The sequence below is a fragment of the Geminicoccus sp. genome, from assembly GCF_035556675.1.
Taxonomy (GTDB): Bacteria; Pseudomonadota; Alphaproteobacteria; order Geminicoccales; family Geminicoccaceae; genus Geminicoccus.
Map to the genome: position 1 here is coordinate 1 of NZ_DATMFZ010000037.1, position 23,999 is coordinate 23,999.

General features: G+C 70.2%; 23 protein-coding genes. 6 read left to right on the plus strand and 17 right to left on the minus strand.

Annotated features, from left to right (window positions below):
- Positions 1–968: 968 nt before the first annotated feature.
- Entirely contained in the window at positions 969–2,090 is a 1,122-nt protein-coding gene (locus VNS22_RS02635) for a 2-aminoethylphosphonate--pyruvate transaminase (protein WP_325729334.1), read from the minus strand.
- 90 nt (positions 2,091–2,180) lie between these two features.
- On the opposite strand from VNS22_RS02635, the gene VNS22_RS02640 reads away from it, so the two are divergent.
- Complete coding sequence (locus tag VNS22_RS02640; RefSeq protein WP_325729336.1) at positions 2,181–3,056, plus strand: LysR substrate-binding domain-containing protein; 876 nt, start codon at positions 2,181–2,183, stop codon at positions 3,054–3,056.
- A 208-nt stretch (positions 3,057–3,264) separates the two neighbouring features.
- Here the strand turns inward: VNS22_RS02640 and VNS22_RS02645 are convergent, their stop codons facing one another.
- From VNS22_RS02645 to VNS22_RS02655, 3 genes are all read right to left on the minus strand, one after another.
- Complete coding sequence (locus tag VNS22_RS02645; protein WP_325729338.1) at positions 3,265–4,686, minus strand: HAMP domain-containing sensor histidine kinase; 1,422 nt, start codon at positions 4,684–4,686, stop codon at positions 3,265–3,267.
- Entirely contained in the window at positions 4,664–5,356 is a 693-nt protein-coding gene (locus tag VNS22_RS02650; protein ID WP_159710307.1) for a response regulator transcription factor, read from the minus strand. Before VNS22_RS02650 ends, VNS22_RS02645 begins: the two co-directional genes overlap by 23 nt.
- Positions 5,357–5,488: 132 nt before the next feature.
- A complete protein-coding gene (locus VNS22_RS02655) occupies positions 5,489–6,973 on the minus strand; it encodes a DegQ family serine endoprotease (RefSeq protein ID WP_325729342.1) in 1,485 nt (494 codons plus the stop codon).
- 252 nt (positions 6,974–7,225) lie between these two features.
- Between VNS22_RS02655 and VNS22_RS02660 the strand changes: the two genes are divergently transcribed.
- A complete protein-coding gene (locus VNS22_RS02660) occupies positions 7,226–7,846 on the plus strand; it encodes a carbon-nitrogen hydrolase family protein (protein WP_325729344.1) in 621 nt (206 codons plus the stop codon).
- Here the strand turns inward: VNS22_RS02660 and VNS22_RS02665 are convergent.
- Positions 7,810–8,994: a glycosyltransferase gene (locus VNS22_RS02665; RefSeq protein ID WP_325729346.1), complete on the minus strand. Its 1,185-nt coding sequence runs from the start codon at positions 8,992–8,994 to the stop codon at positions 7,810–7,812. The genes VNS22_RS02660 and VNS22_RS02665 overlap by 37 nt on opposite strands.
- A gap of 147 nt (positions 8,995–9,141) precedes the next feature.
- Here VNS22_RS02665 and VNS22_RS02670 point away from each other — a divergent pair, with 147 nt between their 5' ends.
- The 3 genes from VNS22_RS02670 to VNS22_RS02680 all read left to right on the plus strand — a co-directional run bounded on the left by VNS22_RS02670 (position 9,142) and on the right by VNS22_RS02680 (position 12,216).
- Positions 9,142–9,996 carry a universal stress protein gene (locus tag VNS22_RS02670; protein WP_325729349.1) on the plus strand — a complete coding sequence of 285 codons (855 nt, stop codon included), beginning with the start codon at positions 9,142–9,144 and terminating at the stop codon, positions 9,994–9,996.
- Positions 9,993–10,352: a hypothetical protein gene (locus VNS22_RS02675; protein ID WP_325729351.1), complete on the plus strand. Its 360-nt coding sequence runs from the start codon at positions 9,993–9,995 to the stop codon at positions 10,350–10,352. Before VNS22_RS02670 ends, VNS22_RS02675 begins: the two co-directional genes overlap by 4 nt.
- Positions 10,353–10,470: 118 nt before the next feature.
- On the plus strand, positions 10,471–12,216 hold the full coding sequence (locus tag VNS22_RS02680) for an OmpA family protein (protein ID WP_325729353.1): 1,746 nt from the start codon (positions 10,471–10,473) through the stop codon (positions 12,214–12,216).
- Here the strand turns inward: VNS22_RS02680 and VNS22_RS02685 are convergent.
- The 9 genes from VNS22_RS02685 to VNS22_RS02725 form a co-directional block, all read right to left on the minus strand.
- Positions 12,213–13,514 (minus strand): folylpolyglutamate synthase/dihydrofolate synthase family protein, encoded by a 1,302-nt coding sequence (locus VNS22_RS02685; RefSeq protein ID WP_325729355.1) that lies wholly within the window; start codon positions 13,512–13,514, stop codon positions 12,213–12,215. The two genes, VNS22_RS02680 and VNS22_RS02685, sit on opposite strands and share 4 nt — an antisense overlap.
- Positions 13,492–14,454, minus strand: a complete 963-nt coding sequence (gene accD, locus VNS22_RS02690) for an acetyl-CoA carboxylase, carboxyltransferase subunit beta (protein ID WP_325729357.1) — start codon at positions 14,452–14,454, stop codon at positions 13,492–13,494. Before accD ends, VNS22_RS02685 begins: the two co-directional genes overlap by 23 nt.
- Positions 14,451–15,278, minus strand: a complete 828-nt coding sequence (trpA, locus tag VNS22_RS02695; protein WP_325729359.1) for a tryptophan synthase subunit alpha — start codon at positions 15,276–15,278, stop codon at positions 14,451–14,453. The genes accD and trpA overlap by 4 nt, the downstream gene beginning before the upstream one ends.
- A complete protein-coding gene (gene trpB / locus VNS22_RS02700) occupies positions 15,275–16,483 on the minus strand; it encodes a tryptophan synthase subunit beta (protein ID WP_325729361.1) in 1,209 nt (402 codons plus the stop codon). The genes trpA and trpB overlap by 4 nt, the downstream gene beginning before the upstream one ends.
- Positions 16,480–17,133, minus strand: a complete 654-nt coding sequence (locus VNS22_RS02705; protein ID WP_325729362.1) for a phosphoribosylanthranilate isomerase — start codon at positions 17,131–17,133, stop codon at positions 16,480–16,482. The genes trpB and VNS22_RS02705 overlap by 4 nt, the downstream gene beginning before the upstream one ends.
- The gene (gene pyrF / locus VNS22_RS02710) at positions 17,130–17,828 is read right to left on the minus strand and encodes an orotidine-5'-phosphate decarboxylase (RefSeq protein WP_325729363.1); all 699 of its coding nucleotides are present in this window, start codon (positions 17,826–17,828) and stop codon (positions 17,130–17,132) included. The genes VNS22_RS02705 and pyrF overlap by 4 nt, the downstream gene beginning before the upstream one ends.
- A gap of 108 nt (positions 17,829–17,936) precedes the next feature.
- Positions 17,937–18,899, minus strand: coding sequence for an ornithine cyclodeaminase family protein (locus tag VNS22_RS02715; RefSeq protein WP_325729365.1), 963 nt, complete (start codon positions 18,897–18,899; stop codon positions 17,937–17,939).
- Between the two features lie 4 nt (positions 18,900–18,903).
- Positions 18,904–19,254, minus strand: coding sequence for a LapA family protein (locus VNS22_RS02720; RefSeq protein WP_325729367.1), 351 nt, complete (start codon positions 19,252–19,254; stop codon positions 18,904–18,906).
- A 66-nt stretch (positions 19,255–19,320) separates the two neighbouring features.
- Positions 19,321–19,608, minus strand: a complete 288-nt coding sequence (locus VNS22_RS02725; protein ID WP_159710277.1) for an integration host factor subunit beta — start codon at positions 19,606–19,608, stop codon at positions 19,321–19,323.
- 376 nt (positions 19,609–19,984) lie between these two features.
- On the opposite strand from VNS22_RS02725, the gene VNS22_RS02730 reads away from it, so the two are divergent.
- Complete coding sequence (locus tag VNS22_RS02730) at positions 19,985–21,190, plus strand: multidrug effflux MFS transporter (RefSeq protein ID WP_325729369.1); 1,206 nt, start codon at positions 19,985–19,987, stop codon at positions 21,188–21,190.
- Between the two features lie 391 nt (positions 21,191–21,581).
- Here the strand turns inward: VNS22_RS02730 and VNS22_RS02735 are convergent, their stop codons facing one another.
- The 3 genes from VNS22_RS02735 to VNS22_RS02745 form a co-directional block, all read right to left on the minus strand.
- The gene (locus VNS22_RS02735; RefSeq protein ID WP_325729372.1) at positions 21,582–22,409 is read right to left on the minus strand and encodes an aldo/keto reductase; all 828 of its coding nucleotides are present in this window, start codon (positions 22,407–22,409) and stop codon (positions 21,582–21,584) included.
- A gap of 14 nt (positions 22,410–22,423) precedes the next feature.
- Positions 22,424–23,356, minus strand: coding sequence for an ABC transporter permease (locus tag VNS22_RS02740; protein WP_325729374.1), 933 nt, complete (start codon positions 23,354–23,356; stop codon positions 22,424–22,426).
- Positions 23,356–23,999 (minus strand): ABC transporter permease (locus VNS22_RS02745; protein ID WP_414653303.1); only part of this gene is annotated, 644 nt, incomplete at its 5' end. The genes VNS22_RS02745 and VNS22_RS02740, both read right to left, overlap by 1 nt.

Genomic DNA, 23,999 nt, shown 5'->3' on the forward strand with positions numbered 1-23,999 from the left:
GCCGGCCGGTGCCCGCGAGCCGAAGTCGACGATCGTGCCGGCCATGTCGAAGATCACCGCCTCGACCGGCCCGCAATAGAAGCGCCGATAGCCGAACCCCATCTGCATCATCCCTTCGCCGTTCCTGATGGTGCCGCCTCACATCCCGAGGGGCCGGGGTGCATCCGTCCTGATCCTGCCGGTCAGGGCCGTCCGGCCCGGTCCAGCCGGCTCGGCCCGGGCGATCGGCCGCCGGTCCATGCCGTTCATGCGACAGCCGGTGACCGCCGTTTTCCGTTCGTCCAGGCGGCCGGCTACCGATCCGACCGCTGCCCGTGCCCTGGAAGGGCGCGACACGCGGGTGCAGCCGGTTCGGAAGGATGGGGCGAGGCCGGCTGCCGGGCCGATCGCCGTTCCAAGGGCGCCGACGCGCCGGGTCGCGGCTGGACTGGTTCGCCCTGCCGGAACGGTCTGGCCAAGCCCGGGCGGGCCAGCCTGCGCCGCCGGTACGGCGGCCGGCAGGCGCAGCGCCAGTCCGTCCGGGACCACGGCCATCGTCGGGACCATTGCCTGCAGCTCGGGCTGGCCGAATGCGCCGATGCAGCCGACCCAGAAGGTGCATGCCACGGCCGGCTGCCGGGCTGTGCGCCATCCCCGTGGTGCCGCTGCGAAATTCAGGAAGACAGGCCACGTGCGGCCCGATCCGGCTGGTCCGGTGCAGGTGGCTCGGTCCGCGCTGGTGGTGCGGCAGCCGCAGGCCGCAGCTGGTCCAGTAGGGCGGCCTGCGCCGGAACCACTGTCCGTGGCTTGGTCGCGCCCGGCACATCGATACGGAAAGCGGGGGTCATGGCCAGTGGCCAAGCCCCTCGCCATGCCAATGGTGTCGCCGCCCAACCCGCGATGGCGGGCCGTGGCGGGCTCGATCCTCCTTGTCGGGGGTGCCTGACCCGGTTCGAAAGCTCCAGGCCGGGCAGAGCGGTCCGCGCCGCTCATCCCGCGGACGACAGACGCAGCCCCAGCTCGTCCAGGACCGCCGCCACCGCCTCGATGGCTGCCTGCATCTCGGCCGGGCCCAGCGCGCCGATGCAGCCGATCCGGAAGGAGGGCGCCACGGTCAGCTTGCCGGGATAGATCGCGAAGCCGCGACGGCGCAGCGCGTCGTAGAAGCGGTCGAACGCGAAGGCGGGATCGGCCGGCAGCCGGAAGGTCACGATGATCGGTGCCTGCAGCGCGTCGGGCAGCAGTGTCTGGAAGCCCAGCCTGCGCATGCCCTCGACCAGGATCCGGCAGTTCTCGCGGTAGCGGCGCAGCCGGGCGGGCTGGCCGCCCTCGGCCGCGTGGTCGAGCAGTGCCTGATGCAGGGCGGCGATGACGTGGGTCGGTGGCGTGAACCGCCACTGGCCGGTCCGCTCCATGGCGAGATGCTGGGCCGGCAGGTCCAGGCACAGGGCGGGTGCATGGCCGGTGCAGGCGGCGAGCCTGTCCTCACGGGCGATCACGAAGCCCATGCCGGGCACGCCTTCCAGGCATTTGTTGGCCGAGGCCGCGACCGCGTCGAACGGGATGGCACCGGCATCCAGCGGCAGCGCGCCGAACGCGCTCATCGCATCGATCAGGAGGCTGCGGCGGTGGCTGGCCACGGTGGCGGCCACCTCCGGCAGGGGGTTCAGGATGCCTGACGTGGTCTCGCACTGCACGACCGCGACATGACCGATCGAGGGATCGGCCTCGAGCATCCGGTCGAGTGCCGCCACGTCGGTCGGCTGGTCCTCGGGCTGCTCCAGCACTGCCACCTGCCGGCCGTGGCGGCGCGCCATCTCGGCCATGCGCTGGCCATAGGCGCCATTCACGCAGACCAGCAGCCGGCCGGATGGCGGCACGAAGCTGCCCAGCATCGCCTCCACCGCGAAGGAGCCGCTGCCCTGCATCGGCACGGTGACCATGCCGCTGCCCCCGGCCAGTGCCGTCAGGCGGTCCAGCACCTCGCGGTTCAGCCGGATGAAGGCCTCGTCCCGCGAGCCCCAGTCGCGCAGCATCCGCTCCTTCACCCGCCGCGAGGTGGTGAGCGGTCCCGGCGTCAGCAGCAGGGGCTCGTCGGCGCAAGGCGGCATCGCGGTCCTCCGAAGGGCGATGGCCTGTCGATGCGCGGCGGCATACGATAAGTCAAATCGATCCAGATGATGCCATCATAAGGTAGATTTATGAACCTGGCGGCACTGCGGGCTTTCGATGCGGTCCTCTCCACCGGCGGCTTTGCCCGTGCGGCCCAGCGGCTGAACCTGAGCCAGCCGGCGGTGAGCGCGCAGATCCTGGGGCTGGAGCGGATGTATGGCGTGGCGTTGTTCCGCCGTGGCCCGGATGGCGCAGCGCCTACCCAGCTCGGCCAGGAACTAGCGCCGCATGTGCGCCGGGTGCTGGGCCTGCTGCGCGACCTGGAACATCTCCTGCGTCGGGCACGCGATCTGGAGCAGGGGCAGCTGACCCTGGCCGTCGACAGCCCGTTCGCCGCCATGCCGCTGTTGCGCCGGCTGCAGGATGCCCATCCCGGGATCGCGGCCAGCCTGGTGACGGGCAACACGGCGACGACCCTGGCAGCATTGCGCGACGGCACGGCCGATGCCGCGGTCGCGACCCTGCTGGAGCCGGCGCCCGATCTGGCGAGGCTGTGCCTGGGCACCGACCGGGTGGTTCTCCTCCTGCCGAGGGGCCATGCGCTGGCAGGCAGCGCACAGGTCGATCTTGCAGCGCTGGACGGGGTGACCATGGTCGCGCGCGAGGAGGGCAGCGCCACCTTCCGGCTGTTCGCCGCGGCCTGCGCCATCAAGGGCGTGCGGCCGCACCTGACCCTGCGCCTGGGCTCGCGCGAGGCGCTGCGCGAGGCGGTGGCTCATGGCTTCGGCCTGGGCGCGGTATTCGAGCAGGAGGCCGGGAGCGACCCGCGCCTGGTCCGGCGCGCCTTGGCAGGTCCGGGCCTGGAGGCCGAGACCTGCCTGCTGGCGCTGGCCGAGCGTGCCCAGCTGGGCGTGGTCAAGGCGCTGTTCGCCCTGGCCACGGGACCTGCGCAACCGGAACGCTGAAGAACCGGCCCGGGTAGAGCGGTGTCGGGCGGTACATGACCGGATGGGTGGTGGAAGAGCCGCCGCCATGCCCGTCCTCGTGATGTACGATGATCCGGCTGCCGGCGGACTTCACCCTGTGGCCCGTCATCAGCCGGGCCGTCACGCTCCTGCCGCTGCCTCACCGCCTGTCCCTGGCCGACCCGGCCGGAACCTCCGTCCGTTGGCATCACGCCAGCGAGCGCACTTCCTGACGGGTCAGCTGGGCGCCGCGCTCGGGCAGGCTCGGAAAGGCGATGCTCACCCGGAGCCCGGGCTTGGCGTCCTCCAGCTGGAGCCTCGCCTCGTGCAGGCGGGCGACCGCTGCCACCAGCGACAGGCCCAGCCCGTTGCCGGGCGTGGAGCGCTCCGGATCCAGGCGGACGAACCGCTCGAGCGCCCGCTCGCGCATCTCCGCCGGGATGCCCGGCCCGTCATCGGTCACCACCAGCATCGGCACGGGCCGGGTGCGCACCTCCACCAGCACATGGCCGCCCTCCGCCCCGTACTTGATCGCGTTGTCGACCAGGTTGGCCAGGGCCTGGGCCACCAGATGGCGGTTGCCGACCACCACCGCGTCGGCCTGGGCCCGGAGGTGGACGGTGATGCTGCGCTCCTCGCCCAGCGGTTCATAGAGCTCGGTGACGTCCTGGGCCATCTCGCGCAGGCTGAACGGCTCGAACTCGGCCTGCTGCTCGCCGCTTTCCGCCCGCGCGATCGACAGGATCGCGTTGAAGGTCTGGATCAGCGAATCGGCGTCGCGGACGGTGGCTTCCAGCAGCTCGCGCGATTCGTCGGACTGCTCGTCCATGAGCGCCACCTCGATGCGCGAGCGCAGCCGGTTGAGCGGGGTGCGCAGATCGTGCGCCACGTTGTCGGTGACCTGCCGCATCCCGGCCAGCAGCCGCTCGATCCGGTCCAGCATCCGGTTCAGGTTGCGCGCCAGCTCGTCGAACTCGTCGCCGCTGCCCTTCGCGACGAAGCGCTGGGTGAGGTCGCCCATCATGATCCGGGTGGTGGCGCGGTTCACGTCATCGAGCCGGCCCAGCATCCAGCGGCTCATGACCAGCCCGCCGGCCACGCCCAGGACGATCATGATCCCACCGCCGATCAGCAGCGTGTTGAGCAGGGCCGCCTGGCTGGCCAGGCGCTCCTCGATGTCGCGGCCGACCAGGAGGCGCGCATTGTTCTGCAGGAGGAAGCCGCGCGCGATCGCCCGGTGGAAGGTCGGCTCGCCGTCGCCGTCCTCGCCGGTCTCGATCAGGAAATGGAAATAGCTCTCGTCCTTGTCCTGCCCCTCCGGCCAGCGGTCGATATTGCCGGCCATGATCCGGTCGGTCCGGTCGACCAGCAGATAGATCGAGGCGCGATCGGGCTTCGCCGCCGCGCGCGCGGCGATCGTGTTGCGCAGGCCGCCCAGCCCGCGCAGGCGGTACTGGTCGAGGATGCCATTGATCTCCGCGGTGATCGTCTCCTCGGTCTGCCGCTCCATGTTGGTGGACGAGGCGACGTAGACGAAGCCGAACAGGACGCCGGCGGAGATGCAGAACAGCGCCAGATAGGCCAGCGTCAGCCGGAAGGTGGAAGCTTTAAGAAGCTTTGTCGGCAACACGGAGAGAATATCCTGCGCCGCGGACCGTGTGGATCATCGGATAGGAGAAGCCACGGTCGATCTTGTGCCGCAGGCGGCTGATATGCACGTCGATGACGTTGGTCTGCGGGTCGAAGCGATAGTCCCAGACCTTCTCCAGGAGCATGGTCCGGGTCATCACCTGGCCGGCATGACGCATCAGCGTCTCGAGCAGCCGGAACTCGCGCGGCTGCAGGTCGATCTCCTTGCCGGCCCGCTCCACCCGGCGGCCCAGCAGGTCCATCATCAGGTCGCCGTAGCGCAGCACCGTTTCCGGCGTATCGCTGGCGGTCGAGCCGCGCCTGGCCAGGGTCTCGACCCGGGCCAGCAGCTCAGAGAAGGCGTACGGCTTGACCAGATAGTCGTCGCCGCCGGCGCGGAGGCCCTTCACCCGGTCGGTGACCTCGCCCAGCGCCGACAGGAACAGGACCGGCGTATGGTTGCCGGTCGCCCGCAGCGTCTTGACGAGGGAGAGCCCATCCAGGCCCGGCAGCATCCGGTCCACGATCAGGACATCGTAGCCGTTGGCCGCCGCCATCAGGAGGCCGTCCTTCCCGGTATGGGCGACGTCCGCCCCGTGGCCGCTCTCCACGAGCCCCTTGGCCATGTACTGGGCGGCGTCCTTGTCGTCTTCGATTACCAGAATGCGCATCGCAGCGTTTCGCCCTACCTTAGCAGGTTTCACCTGCCGCTTTGGACGAAACTAGCGGAACAAGACGCAGTGCGCGAGATCATCGCGCACTGCGCCGTTCCCGGGAAGGGGAACCTCCCGGAATCTGCCGGATCAGGAGGCAGCGAAGGGCACAGCCACCCAGCGCTGCGCGTCACCGCGCGCGACCAGGAGACGGATCGAGCTGGCGCCGCCGTCAGCGGCGCTGCGCACCGCGTCGATCACCTTCTGCGGCCCGTCGACCTGCTCGCTGCCCACGGCCACGATGACGTCGCCCTGCTGGATGCCTTTCTCCTGGGCCGGGCTGCCGCCCACCACGTCCTGGACCAGCGCGCCCTCGACCGTGCCGGGCACGCCCAGTTCCTGGCGGACCTCGTCGGTGAGCGGTGCCAGGGCCAGGCCCAGGCGCGGCTGCTCCGCAGGGGCTGCGGTCTCGGCCTGGGCGACCTGCTGGTCGGACGGCATCTTGCCGACCTCGAGCGACACGGTCTGCTCCTTGCCGTCACGCCAGATCTTCACGTCCGCGGCATGGCCGGGGTCGGTGTCCGCGACCGCACGGGTCAGCTGGGTGAGCCGCTCGATCGGGTGCCCGTCGAAGCTCAGGATCACATCGCCCTCCTGCAGCCCGGCCTTCGCCGCAGGGCCGTCCGGCGTGATCTGGCTCACCAGGGCGCCGCTGCGATCGTTCAGGCCGAACGAGCTCTTGAGGTCCTCGTCCATCTGCTGGATGCCGACGCCGATCCAGCCACGCTCGACCGAACCGTTCTCGATCAGCTCCGCCGTTACCGACCTGGCGAGGTTGGAGGAGATGGCGAAGCCGATGCCGACGCTGCCACCGGACGGCGAGAAGATCATGCTGTTCACGCCGATCACGTTGCCGTCGAGATCGAAGGTCGGGCCGCCGGAATTGCCGCGGTTGATCGGCGCATCGACCTGGATGAAGTCGTCATAGGGCCCGCTGCCGATCTCGCGGCCGGTGGCCGACACGATCCCGGCAGTCACGGTGCTGCCCAGGCCGAACGGGTTGCCGACCGCGACCACCTTGTCGCCGACCCGGACCTTGTCGCTGTCCGACCACTTCAGCGCGGTGAGCGGCTGCTTGCTCTCCACCTTGATCACGGCGAGGTCGGTCTTGGGGTCGATGCCGATCAGCTCGGCCGGCAGCCGGTGGCCGTCCTGAAGCACGACCTCGATCTTGTCGGCCTCGCCCACCACATGGGCGTTGGTGACGATGTAGCCGGAAGGATCGATCACGAAGCCCGAGCCCAGGCCCTCCACCTTGCCTTCCGGCCGCTGCTCGGGCTGCGGAACGGGCTGGCCGAAGAAGTGCTCGAAGAAGCGGCGCTGCTGCTCGTCCATCTGACCGGACGCCGGAGTGGCGCCCTTCGTGGTGCCTTCCACCTGGACGGAGACGACCGAGGGCATGACCCTGGCGACCAGATCGGCATAGCCGCGGTCATAGTCCTCCGCATGGGCCAGCGTGGGGGTGAAGCCGGGCAGGGCCGGTACCGAGCCGGTCGCGAGGGCGGCCGCCGCAACCGTGCACAGCGCCAGGTTGCGGACCAGGGAGAAACGGCGAGTGACGGTAGACTGCATCATCGATACTCCAACGATCTCCTGCACATCCGATAATGATTCGGGGCTGGTGCAAGTCCATGTAGGAGATCACCCGCAGTTTGCACCCACAAACAAACAGGCTCACGCAGCTGTTGTTGTCGGTAACGAATCATTCACAGGAGCGTGAGCTATGATTGTTTCAAAGGATTTCTGATGCGTATCGCGGCTCTTTCACCAAGTGAACGTTGGTCGGACATCAAGGATTTCATCGTAACATCAGGTGCGGATCTGGCGATGTTTCCGCTTGGCTGGGCTGCCGACCGCGCCGACCTCGCGCCGGAACTCTCGGACGGCGGTCTCGCCAGGCGGCTGATGGAACTGGCTGAACGGACCGGCAGTGCCATCCTGGCACCCTATACCGAGCGGGAGGACGAGCGGACGTTCACCAGCCTGCTGCTGGTCGATGGTACCGGGCGTGGCCTGTGCAGCTACCGCAAGACCCATCTGAGTGCAGGCGACCAGGCCCGGCAGCTGGCGCGCGGCAACTGGATGACGATCGCCCCGCTGCAGGGCCAGCGCATCGGACTGGCGCTGGACGACGACCTGCTCCACCCGGAGATGACCCGCTGCCTGGCGCTGGAGGGCGCCTCGCTCCTCTCGGGCGTGGTCGGCTTCCCGCGCCCGGTCCTGCGCGCCCTGGCCCTGGTTCGGGCTCTGGAGAACGGGGTGCCCTGCGTGCTGGTCAGCGGCGAGGGGATCGTGGCCGCCGGCCCGGACGGGCAAGTCTGGCATGACGGACCGGCAGGAACGGGGTTCGACCTGCCGGCATCGGACGAGGGCGGCCAGGCCGGCTTTGCCGCGAGGCGACGAGTCGAGCTCTACCGGGCACTGCTGGAGCCGCTGCCGCGCCGCTGATGCCGGTCGAGCGCTGCCGCCACCAGGGCGAGATAGCGCTCGCGGAAGCTTTCTTCGGAGAAGCGGGCGGCGTTGCGTAGCAGGGCATCCTGCGTGAACCGGCTCTCCTCCTGGAGGAACCGGCGCACCGCCTGGCAGATCGCTCCCTCGCTCTGTTCGGTGAAGAACAGGCCGGTAGCGTCGGGAAGCGGTGCCGGCCGGATCGAATCCAGCGCGCCGCCGCGGCCATAGGCGATCACGGGCGTGCCGGCCGCCTGCGCCTCCACCAGCGTGATGCCGAAATCCTCCTCCGCCGCGAACACGAGTGCCCGGGCCTCGGCCAGCAGGCGCGCGACCTCGGCGCGCGGCAAGGTCCCCAAGAGCTCGACATTGGGTGCCGGCCGCACCCGGGCCCGGCCGGCACCCTCGCCGATCACCTTCAGCTTCAGGTCGGGCATCGCCGCGAAGGCGGCACAGATGAGCTCGGTGCGCTTGTAGGGGGCGAAGCGGGAGATCGCGATGAAGTGATCGCCCTTGCGCGGTGCCGGCGCGAAATCCTGGAGCCGGACCGGCGGATGGATCACGGCGGCGTCGCGGCGGTAGATCCTGCGGATCCGCTGGCGGATGAACTCGGAATTGGCGATCAGCCGGTCCGGCCCGGCACCGGTGCGGAAATCCCAGTTGCGCAGCCGGTGCAGCTGCCAGCGGAGCAGCCAGGAGCGCAGGCCCCGGTCCAGGCCGGCCTCGGCCAAGTACTGATGCTGGTACTCCCAGGCATAGCGCATCGGTGCGTGGACATAGGCCAGGTGCAGCTGGTGAGGGGTGGTGAGCACGCCCTTGGCGAAGGCATGGCTGGAGGACAGCACGAGGTCGAAGCGGCTGAGGTCGAACTGCTCGATCGCGAGCGGCATCAGCGGCAGATAGTGGCGGAAGTGGCGGCGCGCGAACGGCAGGTTCTGGATGAACGAGGTGTGGACCGTGACCTCCTCCAGGAGACCGCGTGCACCCTTGGGCATCACGTCCACCAGGGTGAACAGCTCGGCCTGAGGGAAGCAGGCCAGGATCTGCTCGACCACCCGCTCCGAGCCGTAGAGGCTGTGCAGCCAGTCGTGGACGATCGCGACCTTCAGCCCGGCCGGGTCCAGGGCGGGCAAGGATGGCTTGGACAAGCCTTTAGCTCTCCGGGGAGGTTGCTCTTGTGCCGAACCGCCAGAGGGTTTCACACTCACGGAGCCGGATGCGGGTCCGGCTGAACTGCCTTAAGATGGCAGCGCAGACAACCGTGACAAAGCAACCGTGACAAGGAAGCCCTCCGCATGAAGACCATCCTGGTGAACTTGGAGGTGAGCGCTGCGCTCGACGCGACGCTGGCCTGCAGCATCGGTGTGGCGAAGGAGTTCGGCTCCTATCTGGAGGGGCTGCATGTTCGCCCGGTTCAGCCCGACGTGATCGCAGCCGGCGCCGACGGCTTCATCGCCGCGGCGCCGGACCTGGTGGCCGGCTTTGAGCAGGATGCGCGCGAGCGGGCCGAGAAGCTGCGCGACGCCTTCGAGAATGCGGTGCGCTCGGCGGGCATGCCGCGCTTCCTGGAGCCCGGCACGGTCGGCCCGGCGGCGGACTGGCATCTGGGTGCCGGGGCTGCTGCCAATGTGCTCGGCAGCTATGGCCGGATCTTCGACCTGATCGTGGTCGGCCGGCCGGTCGCGGACAGCCTGACTCCATCGACCGCTGCCTTGGAAGGGGCGTTGTTCGAAGCCGGGCGCCTCCTGATGATCGCACCACCCAGCGCCACCAGGATCGGCTTCGACCGGATCCTGATCTCCTGGAACGGCAGCACCGAGACCTCGCGCACCATCGCCCTCGCCATGCCGTTCCTGGACCGGGCGAAGTCGGTGATCGTGCATACGGTGGAGAAGGGCACGGTGCCGGGCCCGTCCGGAGAATCGCTGGCCCGGATGCTGGAGCGGCGCGGCCTTCATGTGGAGGTGGTGAACCATGCCGGCGATGATCGGCCGGTCGGCAAGGTGACGCTCGACGAGGCGCAGCGCATGGGGGCGGACCTGATCGTCAAGGGTGCCTACACCCAGTCGCGGCTGCGGCAGATGATCTTCGGCGGTGCTACCAGCTACATCCTGGCCAATGTCGAGGTCCCGGTGCTGATGTCGCATTGAGCGGCGCTGGCAGCCTCCTGCTGCATGCCCTGCTGGGCCTGGCCTGCCTGATCCTCCTGGCGGGCCAGTTCCGGCGCGGGAGCGCGGTACCCTGGCGCCTGGGCCTCGTCACCGCGGCGCTGGCGGGAGTGATGGCCACCGGGCTGGCCATGCTGGGCAGTGCGGGCGGCCTGGCCAATGCCCGGTTCTTCGGCCATGTCATGCACTGGCTGGGCTGGCTGGCCGTGCTGACCTGGCTGCATGTGCTGATGCGCGCCCGCACGGGCGGCATCCCGCCCAAGGGCGGGGTGCCGCTGTTCCTGACGGGTGCGGCCGGGCTGGCCGGGCTGCTGGCACTGCTGCAGGACCGGGTCTGAACCGCCCGGGGCGGCCGCGAGCTATGGACGGAACAGGGGGACGGGGCCATCCTGGCCCTGCCGGCCCGCGGGCCGGATCGTGGTCGAGAGCGCCGTCGGGAAGCGGAACATCAAGCACATGCGCAGATTGCTGAAGCCGGCCGGGCCGGTCCTGATCGGCGCGGCGGTGCTGCTGATTCCGGCCGTGGCAGCCGCCGGTCCGCCGGCGGCGGATCCGGCGCCGGGGATTCCCGCAGCGATGCCCGACCCGAGTGCCCGGGAGCTGGAAGCGATCATCGACGCCGTCCGCACCAAGGTAGAGGGTGCCCAGCCGGCGACGGCGAACGGTGCGCGCCAGGAAGAGCGGCTGGCCCTGGCGCAGGAGCGGGTGCGGCTGCTCGACCAGGAGGCGGCCCTGCTGCGCCAGGAGGTGGCGAGGCTGCGTCAGCAGCTGGCAGATGCCGATACCGCCAACCGCGATGCCACGGCGCGCCAAGACGGGCTGGCCCGGCGGCTGCGCAATGCCGAGCATGCCAGCGAGCGGCTGGCCATGGCGCTGGAGCGCCGGGAAAGGGCGCTGCGCGACGCGCTGACCGAGCGCGACCGGGTGCTGGCCACCGCCGGCGACGAGGTGCGGCTGGCCGAGGCCTCGGCCGTCGAGGCACGGCGCGCGGCCGCCGAGGACGCGGCCAGCGCTCTTGCCCGCGTCGCCGAGCTGGAGGCCCGGCTGGAGGCCACCCAGCAGGATTTCGGGCGGCTGAACCTCATCCTGGCCGAGCGGGACCGCCAGCTGACGGAGCTGCAGGGCGGCAAGGGCAAGGAGAAGGAGCTGGCCCTGCGCGCGCAGGCCGAGCTGCGGCAGCAGCTCGATCAGCTCACCGCCGAACGGGACAAGATCCGGGTCGAGGCGGCCGCCCAGATCGCGGTGGTCGAGGCGAAGCTGGCCGATGCCGGCCGCCAGCTGGAGGCGATGAGCGAGGAGGTGCGGCAGGCCTGGGCGGACCGGGCCGCAGCCGAGCAGCGCCTCCAGGACCAGGCAGGTCATGCCGAGAGCAGGCTTGCCAAGGCCGAGCAGGCGCTGGCCGCGGAGCGGGTGGCCCGGGCACAGGAGGTCGAGCGCCTGCGCGAGGACCTGGCGCAGGCGCGGACCCGTGCCGCGGCCATGGACAGCGTTTCCCAGGAGGTCGGCCGCCATGCGGCGGATCTGGCCCGGGAGATCGCGGAAATGCGGGAGGTCGCCAGCACCTCGGTGGCCGAGGCGACCGAGCTGGGCCAGCAGCTGGTGGAGGCCCTGGCCGAGCTCGACGCGCTGCGGCAGCTCGTGGCGAGGCTGGAGCTGGCCCGCTCCGGCCAGGGGGAGTTGCCGGCAGAGGGCGAGGCGGCCGCGGTCTGGCCGGTGGTGGCCAGTGCGCTGGCCGACGAGCTCGGCTATGGCGGGGACGTGCCCGGGCTCGACGAGGAGCCGGCGGCACCGCCGCTCCTGTCCCTGCCGGTACTGAGCCGCCTCAGCGGGCTGAAGCTCGAGACGACCGAGGACGGCTGGATCCGGACCGTGCCGACCGGCATCGAGTTCGAGCTGGGCGGCCGGCAGATCGATGCAAGGTCGGCGCGCGCGCTGGAACGGGTGGCGACCCTGATCCAGCTGTCCCCGGGTGCCAGGGTGCGCGTGGTCGGCCACACCGATTCGCAGGGCGACCGCTACCGCAACCTGACCTTGTCGGTGGAGCGGGCCCGCGCGCTGCGCGACGCGCTCATCGAGCAGTTCGAGATCGATCCGGCGCGCATCGAGGTGGACGGCATGGGCCCGGACGAGCCGGTCGCCAGCAACGAGCTGGCCGACGGGCGCAGTGCCAACCGGCGGGTCGAGGTGTTCGTCGCCCGCTAGCCATGCTCGGCCAGCACGCTACCAGCCAGGTGCAGCGAGCCGCAGACCAGGACCAGCGCCGCACCGTCGGGGGCTGACCTGACGATCTCTGCGACCGCGGCGACGTGGCCTGGTGCCGTGGCGGCAGGATGGCCCAGCCGGTTCGCCGCCTGAACCAGCTCCTCCGGGGGACGCGCCAGGGGCTCGTCCGGGATCGGCACCATCGTGCAGGACGCGGCACGCGGCAGCAGCGGCGCCAGAAAGGCATCCGCATCCTTGGTGTTCAGCATGCCGACCACCAGATGCACCGGCCGGGCGGGCCGCTGCGCATCCAGTGTGGTCGCGAGGGCGCTGGCGGCCGCCGGGTTGTGCCCGCCGTCCAGGCGCAGCTCCCAGCCTCCCGGCAGCAGTTCCGCCATCGGCCCAAAGGTCAGGCGCTGCCAGCGGCCGGGCCAACGCACCGAGGTCAGGCCCTGGGCGATATGGGAGCTCGCCGGGCGGAGCGGTTCGGGCAGGCGGCGCAGGGCAACCGTGGCCACCGCCGCATTCACGTACTGGTGCGGCCCTTCCAGGGCTGGGCGCGGCAGCTCGACACGAGCGTGCCCGTCCTGGACCCACAGGTGGCCATCATGCAGCTCGTAGCCCCAGTCCCGGCCATGCACCGCCAGCGGCGTGCCGGTCGCTGCCGCCACCCGCTCGATCGCGGCCAGGCCCTCCGGACTCTGGGGTGCCAGCACGCAGGGCACGCCCGGCTTCAGGATCCCGGCCTTCTCGGTGGCGATCTGCCCGACCGTCTCGCCCAGATAGGTCTCGTGGTCGAGCGAGACCGGGGTGATCACCGATACGGCGGGCCGGGCGATCACGTTGGTGGCGTCCAGCCGGCCGCCCATGCCGACCTCCAGCACCAGGAGATCGGCCGGGGTGCGGGCGAACGCCAGGAACGCCATCGCGGTGGTGATCTCGAAGAAGGTGATCGGCCGGCCGGCATTGACCCGCTCGACCTCCTCCAGGAGATCGGTCAGCCGCACCTCGTCGATCGGCACCCCGCAGAGCAGGATCCGCTCGCTGAACCGGACCAGATGGGGGGAGACGTAGCGGTGGACGCGCCGGCCGGAAGCGGCGAGGGCTGCTGCGACATAGGCGCCGGTCGAGCCCTTGCCGTTGGTGCCGGCCAAGTGGACGACCGGCGGCAGGAGGCGCTCCGGATGGCCCAGCTCCGCCAGGATCCGCTCCATCCGGGCCAGGGACAGGTCGATCTTCTTGGGATGAAGGTCGAGCAGCCTGGCCAGGACGGCGTCACTCGCCCGGCTGTGGCTCACTCGTCCGGACCAGTTCCAGAGTGGGCGCCTCGGCGGCGGCCTCGACCGCCGGCTCCGCCGCTGCCGGCGCCTCCGGCAGGTCGCGCCGCTTGCGCAGGAGCAGGTCCAGGATTCGCACCAGCGTCGCGCGGAGGTCGAAGCGGTGCACGACCATGTCGACGATGCCGTGATCGCGCAGATACTCGGCGCGCTGGAAGCCCTCGGGCAGCTTCTCGCGGATGGTCTGCTCGATCACCCGGGCACCGGCAAAGCCGATCATGGCACCGGGCTCGGCCAGCTGGATGTCGCCCAGCATCGCGAAGCTGGCGGTGACCCCGCCCGTGGTGGGGTCGGTCAGCACCACGATGTAGGGCAGGCCCTTGTCCTTCACCATCTCCACCGCGACGGTGGTGCGCGCCATCTGCATGAGGGACAGGGCACCCTCCTGCATCCGCGCCCCGCCGGAGCTGGTGAACACGATGAGCGCGGCTTCCTGCAGGACGGCCAGCTTCGCCGCCGCCAGGAAGGCTTCGCCCACCGCGGTGCCCATCGAGCCGCCCATGAAGGCGAAGTTCATGACCGCGATCACCACGGGCATGCCGTCGATCTTGCCGTGCGCGGCTTCCAGCGCATCCTGCCGGCCGGTCTTGGCCTGCGCGTCCTTCAGCCGGTCGGCGTATTTCTTCTGGTCGCGGAACTTGAGCGGGTCGGCCGGCACCTTGGGCAGCTCGATCTGCTGCCAGCTGCCGGCATCGAACAGGGTCTCGAAGCGGAACTTCGGGTCGACCCGCATATGGTGGCCGCAATGCGGGCAGACCCGCTGCGCCTGCTCGAAGTCGCGGTGGAAGATCATCCGCTCGCAGGACGTGCACTGCCGCCACAGATCGTCCGGCAAGGTGGTCTCGCGGCTGACCAGGGCGCGGATCTTCGGCCGGACATAGTCGGTGAGCCAGTTGCTCATGCACGGGCTCCGCGCACGCCGGCAGCAAGCTCGCGCACGAGCCCGTGCACGGCCTCGACCAGACCGGGCCTGGCCTTGCCGTTCTCATCCAGATTGGCGGCTACCAGATCGACCAGGGCGGAGCCCACCACCGCGGCATCGGCGTTGCGGGCGATCGCCGCCGCCTGCTCGGGCGTGCGGATGCCGAAGCCCACTGCGACCGGCAGGGTGGTGGCCGACTTGATCCGGCGCACGGCCTGGCCGACCAGGTCGGCGACCGGGGCCGCCGAGCCGGTGATCCCGGTGATCGACACGTAGTAGATGAAGCCCGACGCGTTCTCGAGCACCACCGGCAGGCGACGGTCGTCGGTCGTGGGCGTGGCCAGGCGGATGAAGTCCAGGCCGGCCGCCTTGGCCGGCAGGCAGAACTCCTCGTCCTCCTCGGGCGGCAGGTCGACCATGATCAGCCCGTCCACTCCAGCCTCGACGGCAGCCGCGATGAACCGCTCCTTACCCATCCGGTGGACCGGGTTGTAGTAGCCCATCAGCACCACCGGGGTCGTCTGGTCCTCCGAGCGGAACCGGCGCACCAGCTCCAGCACGCCGTTGAGCGTCATGCCGCCGGAGATGGCGCGCAGATTGCCCGCCTGGATCGCCGGGCCATCGGCCATCGGGTCGGAGAACGGCATGCCGATCTCGATGAGGTCGACCCCGGCGCCGGGCAGGCCCCGGATCAGCGCCAGCGAGGTCTCCGGATCGGGATCGCCCGCGCAGAGATAGGTGACGAAGCCCGCCCGACCCTCGGCGGCGAGCGCAGCGAAGCGCTTCTGGATCCGCTCGCTCACAGCTTCACTCCAAGATGCTCCGCGACCGCGAAAATGTCCTTGTCGCCCCGACCGGACAGGTTGAGGAGGATGATCTGGTCCCGGTCCATGCCGGGCGCGATCTTGGCGACATGCGCCAGGGCATGGGCGCATTCCAGCGCCGGCAGGATGCCCTCCAGCTTGCCGCAGAGCTGGAAGGCTTCCAGCGTCTCGGCATCCGTAATGGGGGCGATCTCCAGGCGGCCCTGGTCCTTCAGCCAGGAATGCTCAGGACCCACGCCGGGATAGTCGAGGCCGGCCGAGATCGAGTGCGGCTCGATCACCTGGCCGTCCTCGTCCTGGAGCAGATAGGAGCGCGAGCCGTGCAGCACGCCGGGCGTGCCGGCGGCCATCGCCGCGGCATGGCGGCCGGTCTCGATCCCGTCGCCCGCGGCCTCCACCGCGATCAGCCGGACCTCGTCGTCCAGGAAGGGGTGGAACAGGCCCATGGCATTGGAGCCGCCGCCCACGGCTGCGATCAGCACGTCCGGCAGGCGGCCTTCCTTCTCCAGGATCTGCTGCTTCGCCTCGCGGCCGATCACCGACTGGAAGTCGCGCACCATCGCCGGATAGGGATGGGGGCCCGCCACCGAGCCGATCACGTAGAACGTGTCGTGGACGTTGGTGACCCAGTCGCGCAGCGCCTCGTTCATCGCGTCCTTGAGCGTATGCGAGCCGGAGGTGACGGGGCGCACCTCGGCACCCAGGAGGCGCATGCGGAACACGTTGGGCTGCTGCCGCTCGATGTCCTTCGCACCCATGTAGACGATGCAGGGCAGGCCCAGCCGCGAGGCCACCGTGGCGGTCGCAACGCCGTGCTGGCCGGCCCCGGTCTCGGCGATGATCCGGGTCTTGCCCATGCGCTTGGCGAGCAGGACCTGGGCCACCGTGTTGTTGATCTTGTGGGAGCCGGTGTGGTTCAGCTCCTCACGCTTGAAGTAGATCTTGGCCCCGCCGAAATGCTCGGTCAGGCGCTCGGCGAAGTAGAGCGGCGAGGGACGGCCGACATAGTCCTTGAACCAGCCGTCGAGCTCCTTCCAGAAGCCCTCGTCCTTCTTCACCTCCTCGTAGGCGCGCTCCAGGTCCAGGATCAGCGGCATCAGGGTCTCGGCGACGAACCGTCCGCCGAAGATGCCGTAATGACCGTTCTCGTCCGGCATGGTGCGCAGGGAGTTGCGCTGGCTCATCGGTCGTTCCTTCCAAATCCCTTGGCCTTGGCGATGAAGTCGGCGAGCCGTGCCGGATCCTTCACGCCCGGCGAAATCTCCACCCCGGAGCTGACATCGACGCCGGGTGCGCCGGTCATCGCCAGCGCTGCCTCGACATTGTCGGGGCTCAGGCCGCCCGCGAGCAGCCAGGGTTTCCGGACGTCCAGGCCCTGGAGCAGCCGCCAGTCGAACGCCAGGCCGTTGCCGCCGGGCTGGGCAGCACCGGGCAGGGGCTTGGCGTCGAACAGCAGCATGTCGGCGGCGTCCCGGTAGGCCGGCAGCACCGCCAGGTCCTCGGCCACCGCCACGGGCAGGGCCTTCAGGGTCTCCACGCCGAAGCGCAGCCCGATCTCGGCGACCCGCTCGGGCTTTTCCTCGCCGTGGAGCTGGATCACGTCGAGGGCCACCGACATCAGCACGGTCTCGAGCAGATGGTCGTCCGGATTGACGAACAGGCCGACCGTCCGGGTCTGGCCGGTAACGTGCCGGGCGAGCTCGCCGGCCTCATGAGGCATGACGTTGCGCCGGGACGGCGGGAAGAACACGAAGCCCACGAAGTCGGCTCCGGCCTCGCAGGCCTGGACGATGCGCGCCGGCTCCTTCAGCCCGCAGATTTTGACCAGCGTCATCGGCCGGGCCCGTTCCCGAGCAGGGCACGCGCGGCGGCGGCCGGATCGGCGGCGCCGGTGATCGGCCGGCCCACCACCAGCAGGTCGGCACCGGCCGCCAGGGCCTCCTGCGGCGTCATCACCCGCTTCTGGTCGTCGCCGGCAGGTCCGGCCGGCCGGATGCCCGGGACCACCAGCTTCACGCCAGCCGGCAGGATCCGGCGCAGGCGGGCGATCTCGTGCGGCGAGCAGACCAGCCCGTCGATGCCGGCCTCGACCGCGAGCCGTGCCAGCCGCTCGACCTGCGCACCGGTGCCGCCGGCCACGCCCGCTTCTGCCAGGTCGGCATCGTCCAGGCTGGTCAGCACCGTCACCGCCAGGAGCCAGGTGGAGGAACCGGCCTGCCGCTTGGCCTCGACCGCCGCCCGGAGCATTGCCGCACCACCCGAGGCATGCAAGGTCAGCATGGCAGGTTCGAGGGCCAGGGCGGAGCGGACCGCCCCTGCCACCGTGTTCGGGATGTCGTGCAGCTTCAGGTCCAGGAAGATCGGCAGCCCGGCCTCCTGGACGGTGCGCACGCCGGCAGGCCCGCTGGCACAGAAGAATTCCAGGCCGAGCTTCACGCCGCCGACCACGCCGTTCAGCGACCGGGCCAGCGTCAGGGCACCGGCCGGGTCGGGGCGGTCGATGGCGCAGAAGATCGGGGAGCTGGACAAGGTCGGTTCCGGTCGATGGCAGGACCGCTGCGCTGCTTGGCAGAGCCGGGCAGGTGCGTCAACGCGATGGGCAGGATGCCCCTTCATGTGTGGGAAGCAGCGCCGGATTCAATCGCCCTGGTCCGATGCGGCGACGACCGTCTCGGCTGCCACCAGGTCCTCCAGCGCGGCACCCACCGACTTGAACAGGGTGATCTCGTCGGCGTTGCGCCGGCCCGGCACGGCGCCGGTCACCAGTTCGCGCAGCTCGCCCCGGATCGCATCGGCCGAGAAGGCGCCGGCATCGATCGCCTGGAGCAGGTCGCCCGCCTCGGCCAGCGCACCCTCGCGGGTGTCGACGAACACGGAGGCGGCAGCCACCAGCGCGTCGTCGCTCTCGCGCATCGCATGGGTATAGGCGCCCACCAGGTCGACATGGGTGCCGGGGCGGACGTCGGCGCCGCGCACCAGGGGCGCGGTCGAGTTGGTGGCGACCGAGATCAGGTCGGCCTGGCCGACCGCGGCCGAAAGGTCGGTGACCGCCTCGGCCGCGATGCCCTGACTGGCGAGGCTGGCTGCCACCGCCTCGGCCTTGCCGGGATTGCGGTTCCAGATCAGCGCCCGCTCCAGGGAAGGCCGCACGGCCCGGTGCGCGTGGACGAAGTTCGGGCACAGCGCGCCGGCACCCACGACCAGGTGGGTGCGGATGTCGTCGCGGGCGAGATAGGAGGCCGCCAGGGCCGAGGCGCCGGCGGTGCGGCGCAGGGTCAGGGCGGCGCCGTCCAGGATCGCCCGGGGCGTGCCGGTCGGCCCGTCGAACAGGAGGTAGAGGCCCTGGATCGAGGGGATGCCGCGCGCCTCGTGACCGGGCGCCACATGGACGATCTTGATGCCGGTGGCGCTGCCCGGCCGCCAGGCCGGCATGATCAGGAGGTCGGCCGGCCGGTCCATGCCCGGGCGCGGGACCGGGTGGTGGTGACGGACCGGCGCCTCGGCACCGGCCCGGAAGCCTGTGCGCAGCGCCTCGACCATGCGCGGCCAGGGCAGGGCGGCCTCGATCGCGGCCGGGCCGAAGAAGGGCACCTGGTCCATCGGTTCAGCGCGCCGTGGCCAGTGCGCGGGTCGGCGTCACGTTCTTGGCGGCGAGTGCTGCGGCCGAGGCCTCCTCCTCGCGGCGGCGGCGCAGTTCCTGCTCCTGCAGGATGGCCAGCTTGCGCCGGGTGCGCGACGCCTCGGCCCGCTTGTCGTGGCCGCCCAGCCAGGACGCGATGCCGCCCAGGATCACGCCGATGATCATCGCCACCAGGAACACGCCGTAGAGCGGCAGATCGACCATGAACGGGGTCGGCCAGAGCGAGATCTCGACGGGCTGGCGGTTGCCGATCGCGAACAGGACGATCACCAGGAGCCCGACCAGGGCCAGGATCGTGCGGAGAAACTTTACCATGGGCGCCTCACGAAGCTTGGGGCCGCTCATATCAGAGGAGGCCCGGCTGCGACAGGCGCTCCCGCCTTACTCCGTGCCGACGTTCAGCCGCTCTCTGAGCTCCTTGCCGGTCTTGAAATAGGGCACCCGCTTGTCCGGGACATCCACCTCCTCGCCGGTGCGCGGGTTGCGTCCGGTCCGCGCCGAGCGGCCGCGGATGGAGAAGGCGCCGAAGCCGCGCAGCTCGACCCGGTCGCCACGCTCCAGCGCCTTGGTCAGCTCCTCGAACACGGTGGCGACGATCTTCTCGACGTCGCGCAGATAGAGATGCGGGTTCGCCTCGGCGATGCGGCGGATGAGATCGGAACGGGTCATGCCGGCGGTCGCTTTCCCTGGACGAACGATCCAACGCCCGCCTTTTCGCGCGACGGTGGTGCCGCGTCAAGGGACAGGAAGACGCAACCCATTGAACTTCAACGATAAAGCCTCGGCTCGGGTTCGTTTGGTAAAATCACTGTCGGCATCGGCGCATCGCGGGCCCGAAGACGACGCGGCAGGGACGCCACAGTATAGCAGCTTCCACCATCCGCACGCTTGCCGAACTTGCCGCAATGCGGGAAAAGCGCCGGCTCGCCCGCGTTCCGCCGATGCGGCGGGCGGCCCGGCCTTTTCCCCGCGCGACCCTTCGAGCTTGCCCTTCGACCGGCAGGCCGGACCGGGCGCGCCCAGATTGCTCCAAGACGGCTCGACCATGAACGCGACCATGCTTCGTCACGCGGTGATCCTCGGCCTCCTGATCGCGGTAGGGCCGTTCGCGATCGACGCCTACCTGCCGGCCTTCGGGTCGATCGCCGCCGAGTTCGCCACCGACCATGGCGTGGTGCAGCTCACCGTGCTCTGCTTCGTGATCACCATGGCGGCGGGCCAGGTGATCTATGGGCCGATCTCCGACGCGATCGGGCGCAAGCCGCCGGTCTATGTGGGCTTATGCCTGTTCGTGCTGGGCTCGATCGGCTGCGCGCTGGCCGGCGACGTCGATTCGCTGCTGCTCTGGCGGCTGCTCCAAGGGCTGGGTGCCTCGGCCGGCATGGTGCTGGCGATCGCGATCATCCGCGACATGCATACCGGCGTGGAGGCGGCGCGCCTCCTGTCCACCGCGATCCTCGCACTCAGCGTCTCGCCGATCCTGGCGCCGCTGGCGGGCGGCCTGCTGATCCAGGTGGCGTCCTGGCGGATGATCTTCTGGGCGCTGGCCCTGGTCGCGATCGGCGTGGGCGTGCTGATCTGGACCTCCATGCCGGAAACCCACCTGCCGGAGCGCCGCACGCGGCAGAACGGGCTCACCATCCTGCGCAGCTATGCCCGCCTGTGCCGCGACCGCACCTTCATGAGTGCCGTAGCCACCGCCGGCTTCGCCCAGGCGGGGCTGCTGGCCTATGTCGCCGGCTCGTCCTTCGTGTTCATCACGCTCTATGGGGTCACGCCGCTCACCTACAGCCTGATCTTCGCCGGCAACGCCGCGACCATCATCGGCCTGGCCCAGCTCAACGCCACGATCATCCGCCGGATCGGTGCGCCGCGCCTGATCACGCTGGCGGTCGGCTGGTTCGTGGTGATGGCGGTGCTGATGAGCCTGGTCATGCTGAGCGGGCAGGCGGCCCTGCCGCTCGCGGCGCTCATGATCTTCCTGAGCCTGGGGGCGCTGGGCATGATCATGCCGAACGCGACCATGCTGGCGCTGGAGCCGATGGGGGCGATGGCGGGCACCGCCTCGGCGCTGGGCGGGTTCCTCCAGGGCCTCCTGGGTGCGCTGGCGACGCTCCTGGTGAGCGCTGCCTTCGACGGCACGGTGCGGCCGATGGTGGTGGTGATGGCGGGGAGTGCGCTGTGCTGTGCGGCGGCGTGGTGGCTGCACCTGCGCTCGGCTTCATGCCGGCTTAGCCCGGCCATCGGCTAGAGCTGTCCGATCCGGAGCGCCGGGTGGTGCCGGCCAGCGCCTGTCATGGACCGCCGGCCTCGTGACCGAAAATCACAGGCAGCCTGCCCACCTGCCGCACTTTCCTCTTCGTCATGGCCGGCCCTGAGCCGGCCATCCAGGGACGACCGGGACGACTGGATGGCCGGGTCGAGCCCGGCCATGACGAGGGAAGAAAACCGCGAGCTATCCGGGGATAGCTGATCCGTGCAGAGCTGGCCGATCCCGGAGCGTCGGGCGGCGCGGGCCGGAGCCGGTCACGGACTGCTCGCCTCGTGACCGAAGATCACCGGCAGCCTGCCCAGCCGCCGCCCCTTCTTCTTCGTCATGGCCAGCCATGACGACATGGCGAAGACCGTGTCTCGGCCGCTGCTCAGGCCGCCGCGTCCCAGACCGGCGAGAACTCGAAGTCGCAGATCCGGTAGTTGGTGGCGCGCAGCGCCGAGATCTGCGCCATCTCGTCGGGCGTGAGCTCGAACTCCAGGACCTTCAGGTTGCTCTTCGCGTTCTTCTCCGAGCTGGTGCGCGGAATGGCGGCCACGCCCTCCTGCTGGATCAGCCAGCGCAGCGTCACCTGGATCGGGTTCATGCCGTGGGCGTCGGCGATCTTCTTGATCACCGGATCGTCCATGACCTTGCCACGCGCGGTCGGGCAGTGCGCGGTGGTGGCGATCCCGAGCTTCTTGTGGAAGGGCAGCAGGGCGTCCTGGGACAGGTAGGGATGGTACTCGATCTGGTTGTTCACCAGCGGGACCGAGGAATGCTCGGTGGCCAGGCGCAGGAGCGGGATGGTGAAGTTGCTGACGCCGATGAAGCGGGTCAGGCCCTTGCGCTGCGCCTCGACCAGGGCGGCGATGGTCTCGTCCAGCGGGATGGTCTTGGAGGGCCAGTGCAGGAGCAGGAGGTCCGGCACCGTGCCCAGGTTCTTCACCGACTGCTCGGCGCTGCGCAGGAAGTCGTCATGCGCGAACTCGTCGGGCCAGATCTTGGTGGTGAGGAAGATCTGGTCGCGCGGCACGCCCGAGGTCGCGATGCCGCGGCCGACCTCGGGCTCGTTGCCGTACATGCGCGCGGTGTCGATGTGCCGGTAGCCGAGGTTCAGCGCGGTGGCGACCATGTCGGTGCCGAGGCTGCCGGTGAGCTGGTAGGTGCCGAACCCCAGTGCCGGGATCTTCGCGCCGTTCGCCTCGATCATGGTCATCCGCCTGTCCCTGCTCATGCTTCTGGATGGAAAGGCCGCGCCAAGGAGGCGGGCGTGTGCAGGCGGATACGGGTGGCGTCGCGCGAGATCAAGACGAGCACGATGATCGTGGCGAGATAGGGGGTCATCGCCACGAGGTTGCTGTTGATCGCGATGCCGGCCGCCTGGATCTGCAGGCCCAGGATGGTGACGCCGCCGAAGACATAGGCGCCGAGCAGCACCCGCCAGGGCCGCCAGGTGGCGAACACCACCAGCGCCAGGGCGATCCAGCCGCGGCCGGCGGTCATGTTCTCTGCCCATTGCGGCGTGTAGATCAGCGACAGGTAGCCGCCGCCGATCCCGGCCATGGCGCCACCGAACAGGGTGGCCAGCCAGCGGATGCGCAGGACCGGGTAGCCCAAGGCATGGGCGCTTTCCTGGTTCTCGCCGACGGCGCGCAGGATCAGGCCCGCGCGGGTGCGGTGCAGGAAGAAGGCGACGCCGGCCACCGTCAGGAGCGACAGGTAGACCAGCCAGTCATGGCCGAACAGGATGGGCCCCGCCACCGGGATGGAGCGCAGCGTCTCCGGGAAGGGCAGGGCCATGCCCGGCAGGGGGATGCCGACCCAGGACTGGCCCAGGAAGGCCGCCAGGCCAGCACCGAAGATCGCCAGGGCCAGGCCGGTCGCGACCTGGTTGGTCATCAGGTTCAGCGCCAGGGCGCCGTAGATCGCGGCGGCACCCATGCCGGCCAGGGCTGCGGCGACGAAGCCCAGCGGGGTCAGGCCGGTCGAGGCCGCGACCATGAAGCCGACCACCGCGCCGATCAGCATCATGCCCTCGATGCCGAGGTTGAGCACGCCCGCCCGCTCGGCCACCAGTTCGCCGATCGCGGCGAAGACCAATGGCGTGCCGGCGCGCAGCGTGGCGGCGATCACGGCGATCGCGGTGGAAAGCTCGTCGCCCATCAGCGCGTCCCCCGGAGCACCAGGCGCCAGCGCACGAACGTGTCGGCACCCAAGAGAAAGAACAGGAGCAGCCCCTGGAACACGCCGGTGATCGCGATGGGGAGCTGCAGCTCCATCTGGGCGATCTCGCCGCCCAGGTAGAACAGGCCCATGAGCAGGGCCGCGGCGACGATCCCGATCGGGTGGAGGCGGCCCAGGAAGGCCACGATGATCGCGGCGAAGCCGTAGCCGGGCGACACGGCCGGCTGGAGCTGGCCGATCGGGCCCAGCACCTCGGCGGCCCCGGCGAGACCCGCGAGGCCGCCGCTGATCAAAAAGCTGCCCCAGATCACCTTGGCCCGGCTGAACCCGGCATAGGCGGCAGCGGCGGGTGCCTCCCCCGAGAGGCGGAACACGAAGCCCTGATAGGAGCGTGCCACGAACAGCCAGGCGACCAGTGCTGCCAGGATGGCCAGGGCAAACCCCAGGTGGAGGCGGGTGGTGTCCAGGAGGATCGGCAGGCGGGCGGGGTCGGGGAACATCGGCGATTGCGGGAAGCCGAAGCTCATCGGGTCGCGCATCGGCCCGCGCACCACGTACTGGAGGAGGAAGCCGCCGACATAGACCAGCATCAGGCTGACCAGGATCTCGTTGGCGTTGGCCT

Coding starts and splice junctions, on each gene's coding strand:
- VNS22_RS02635 (WP_325729334.1), bottom strand. CDS start 2,090: ATGCCGCCTTGCGCCGACGAGCCCCTGCTGCTGACGCCGGGACCGCTC.
- VNS22_RS02640 (WP_325729336.1), top strand. CDS start 2,181: ATGAACCTGGCGGCACTGCGGGCTTTCGATGCGGTCCTCTCCACCGGC.
- VNS22_RS02650 (WP_159710307.1), bottom strand. CDS start 5,356: ATGCGCATTCTGGTAATCGAAGACGACAAGGACGCCGCCCAGTACATG.
- VNS22_RS02655 (WP_325729342.1), bottom strand. CDS start 6,973: ATGATGCAGTCTACCGTCACTCGCCGTTTCTCCCTGGTCCGCAACCTG.
- VNS22_RS02660 (WP_325729344.1), top strand. CDS start 7,226: ATGTTTCCGCTTGGCTGGGCTGCCGACCGCGCCGACCTCGCGCCGGAA.
- VNS22_RS02670 (WP_325729349.1), top strand. CDS start 9,142: ATGAAGACCATCCTGGTGAACTTGGAGGTGAGCGCTGCGCTCGACGCG.
- VNS22_RS02680 (WP_325729353.1), top strand. CDS start 10,471: ATGCGCAGATTGCTGAAGCCGGCCGGGCCGGTCCTGATCGGCGCGGCG.
- accD (WP_325729357.1), bottom strand. CDS start 14,454: ATGAGCAACTGGCTCACCGACTATGTCCGGCCGAAGATCCGCGCCCTG.
- trpB (WP_325729361.1), bottom strand. CDS start 16,483: ATGAGCCAGCGCAACTCCCTGCGCACCATGCCGGACGAGAACGGTCAT.
- VNS22_RS02705 (WP_325729362.1), bottom strand. CDS start 17,133: ATGACGCTGGTCAAAATCTGCGGGCTGAAGGAGCCGGCGCGCATCGTC.
- VNS22_RS02715 (WP_325729365.1), bottom strand. CDS start 18,899: ATGGACCAGGTGCCCTTCTTCGGCCCGGCCGCGATCGAGGCCGCCCTG.
- VNS22_RS02720 (WP_325729367.1), bottom strand. CDS start 19,254: ATGGTAAAGTTTCTCCGCACGATCCTGGCCCTGGTCGGGCTCCTGGTG.
- VNS22_RS02725 (WP_159710277.1), bottom strand. CDS start 19,608: ATGACCCGTTCCGATCTCATCCGCCGCATCGCCGAGGCGAACCCGCAT.
- VNS22_RS02730 (WP_325729369.1), top strand. CDS start 19,985: ATGAACGCGACCATGCTTCGTCACGCGGTGATCCTCGGCCTCCTGATC.
- VNS22_RS02735 (WP_325729372.1), bottom strand. CDS start 22,409: ATGACCATGATCGAGGCGAACGGCGCGAAGATCCCGGCACTGGGGTTC.
- VNS22_RS02740 (WP_325729374.1), bottom strand. CDS start 23,356: ATGGGCGACGAGCTTTCCACCGCGATCGCCGTGATCGCCGCCACGCTG.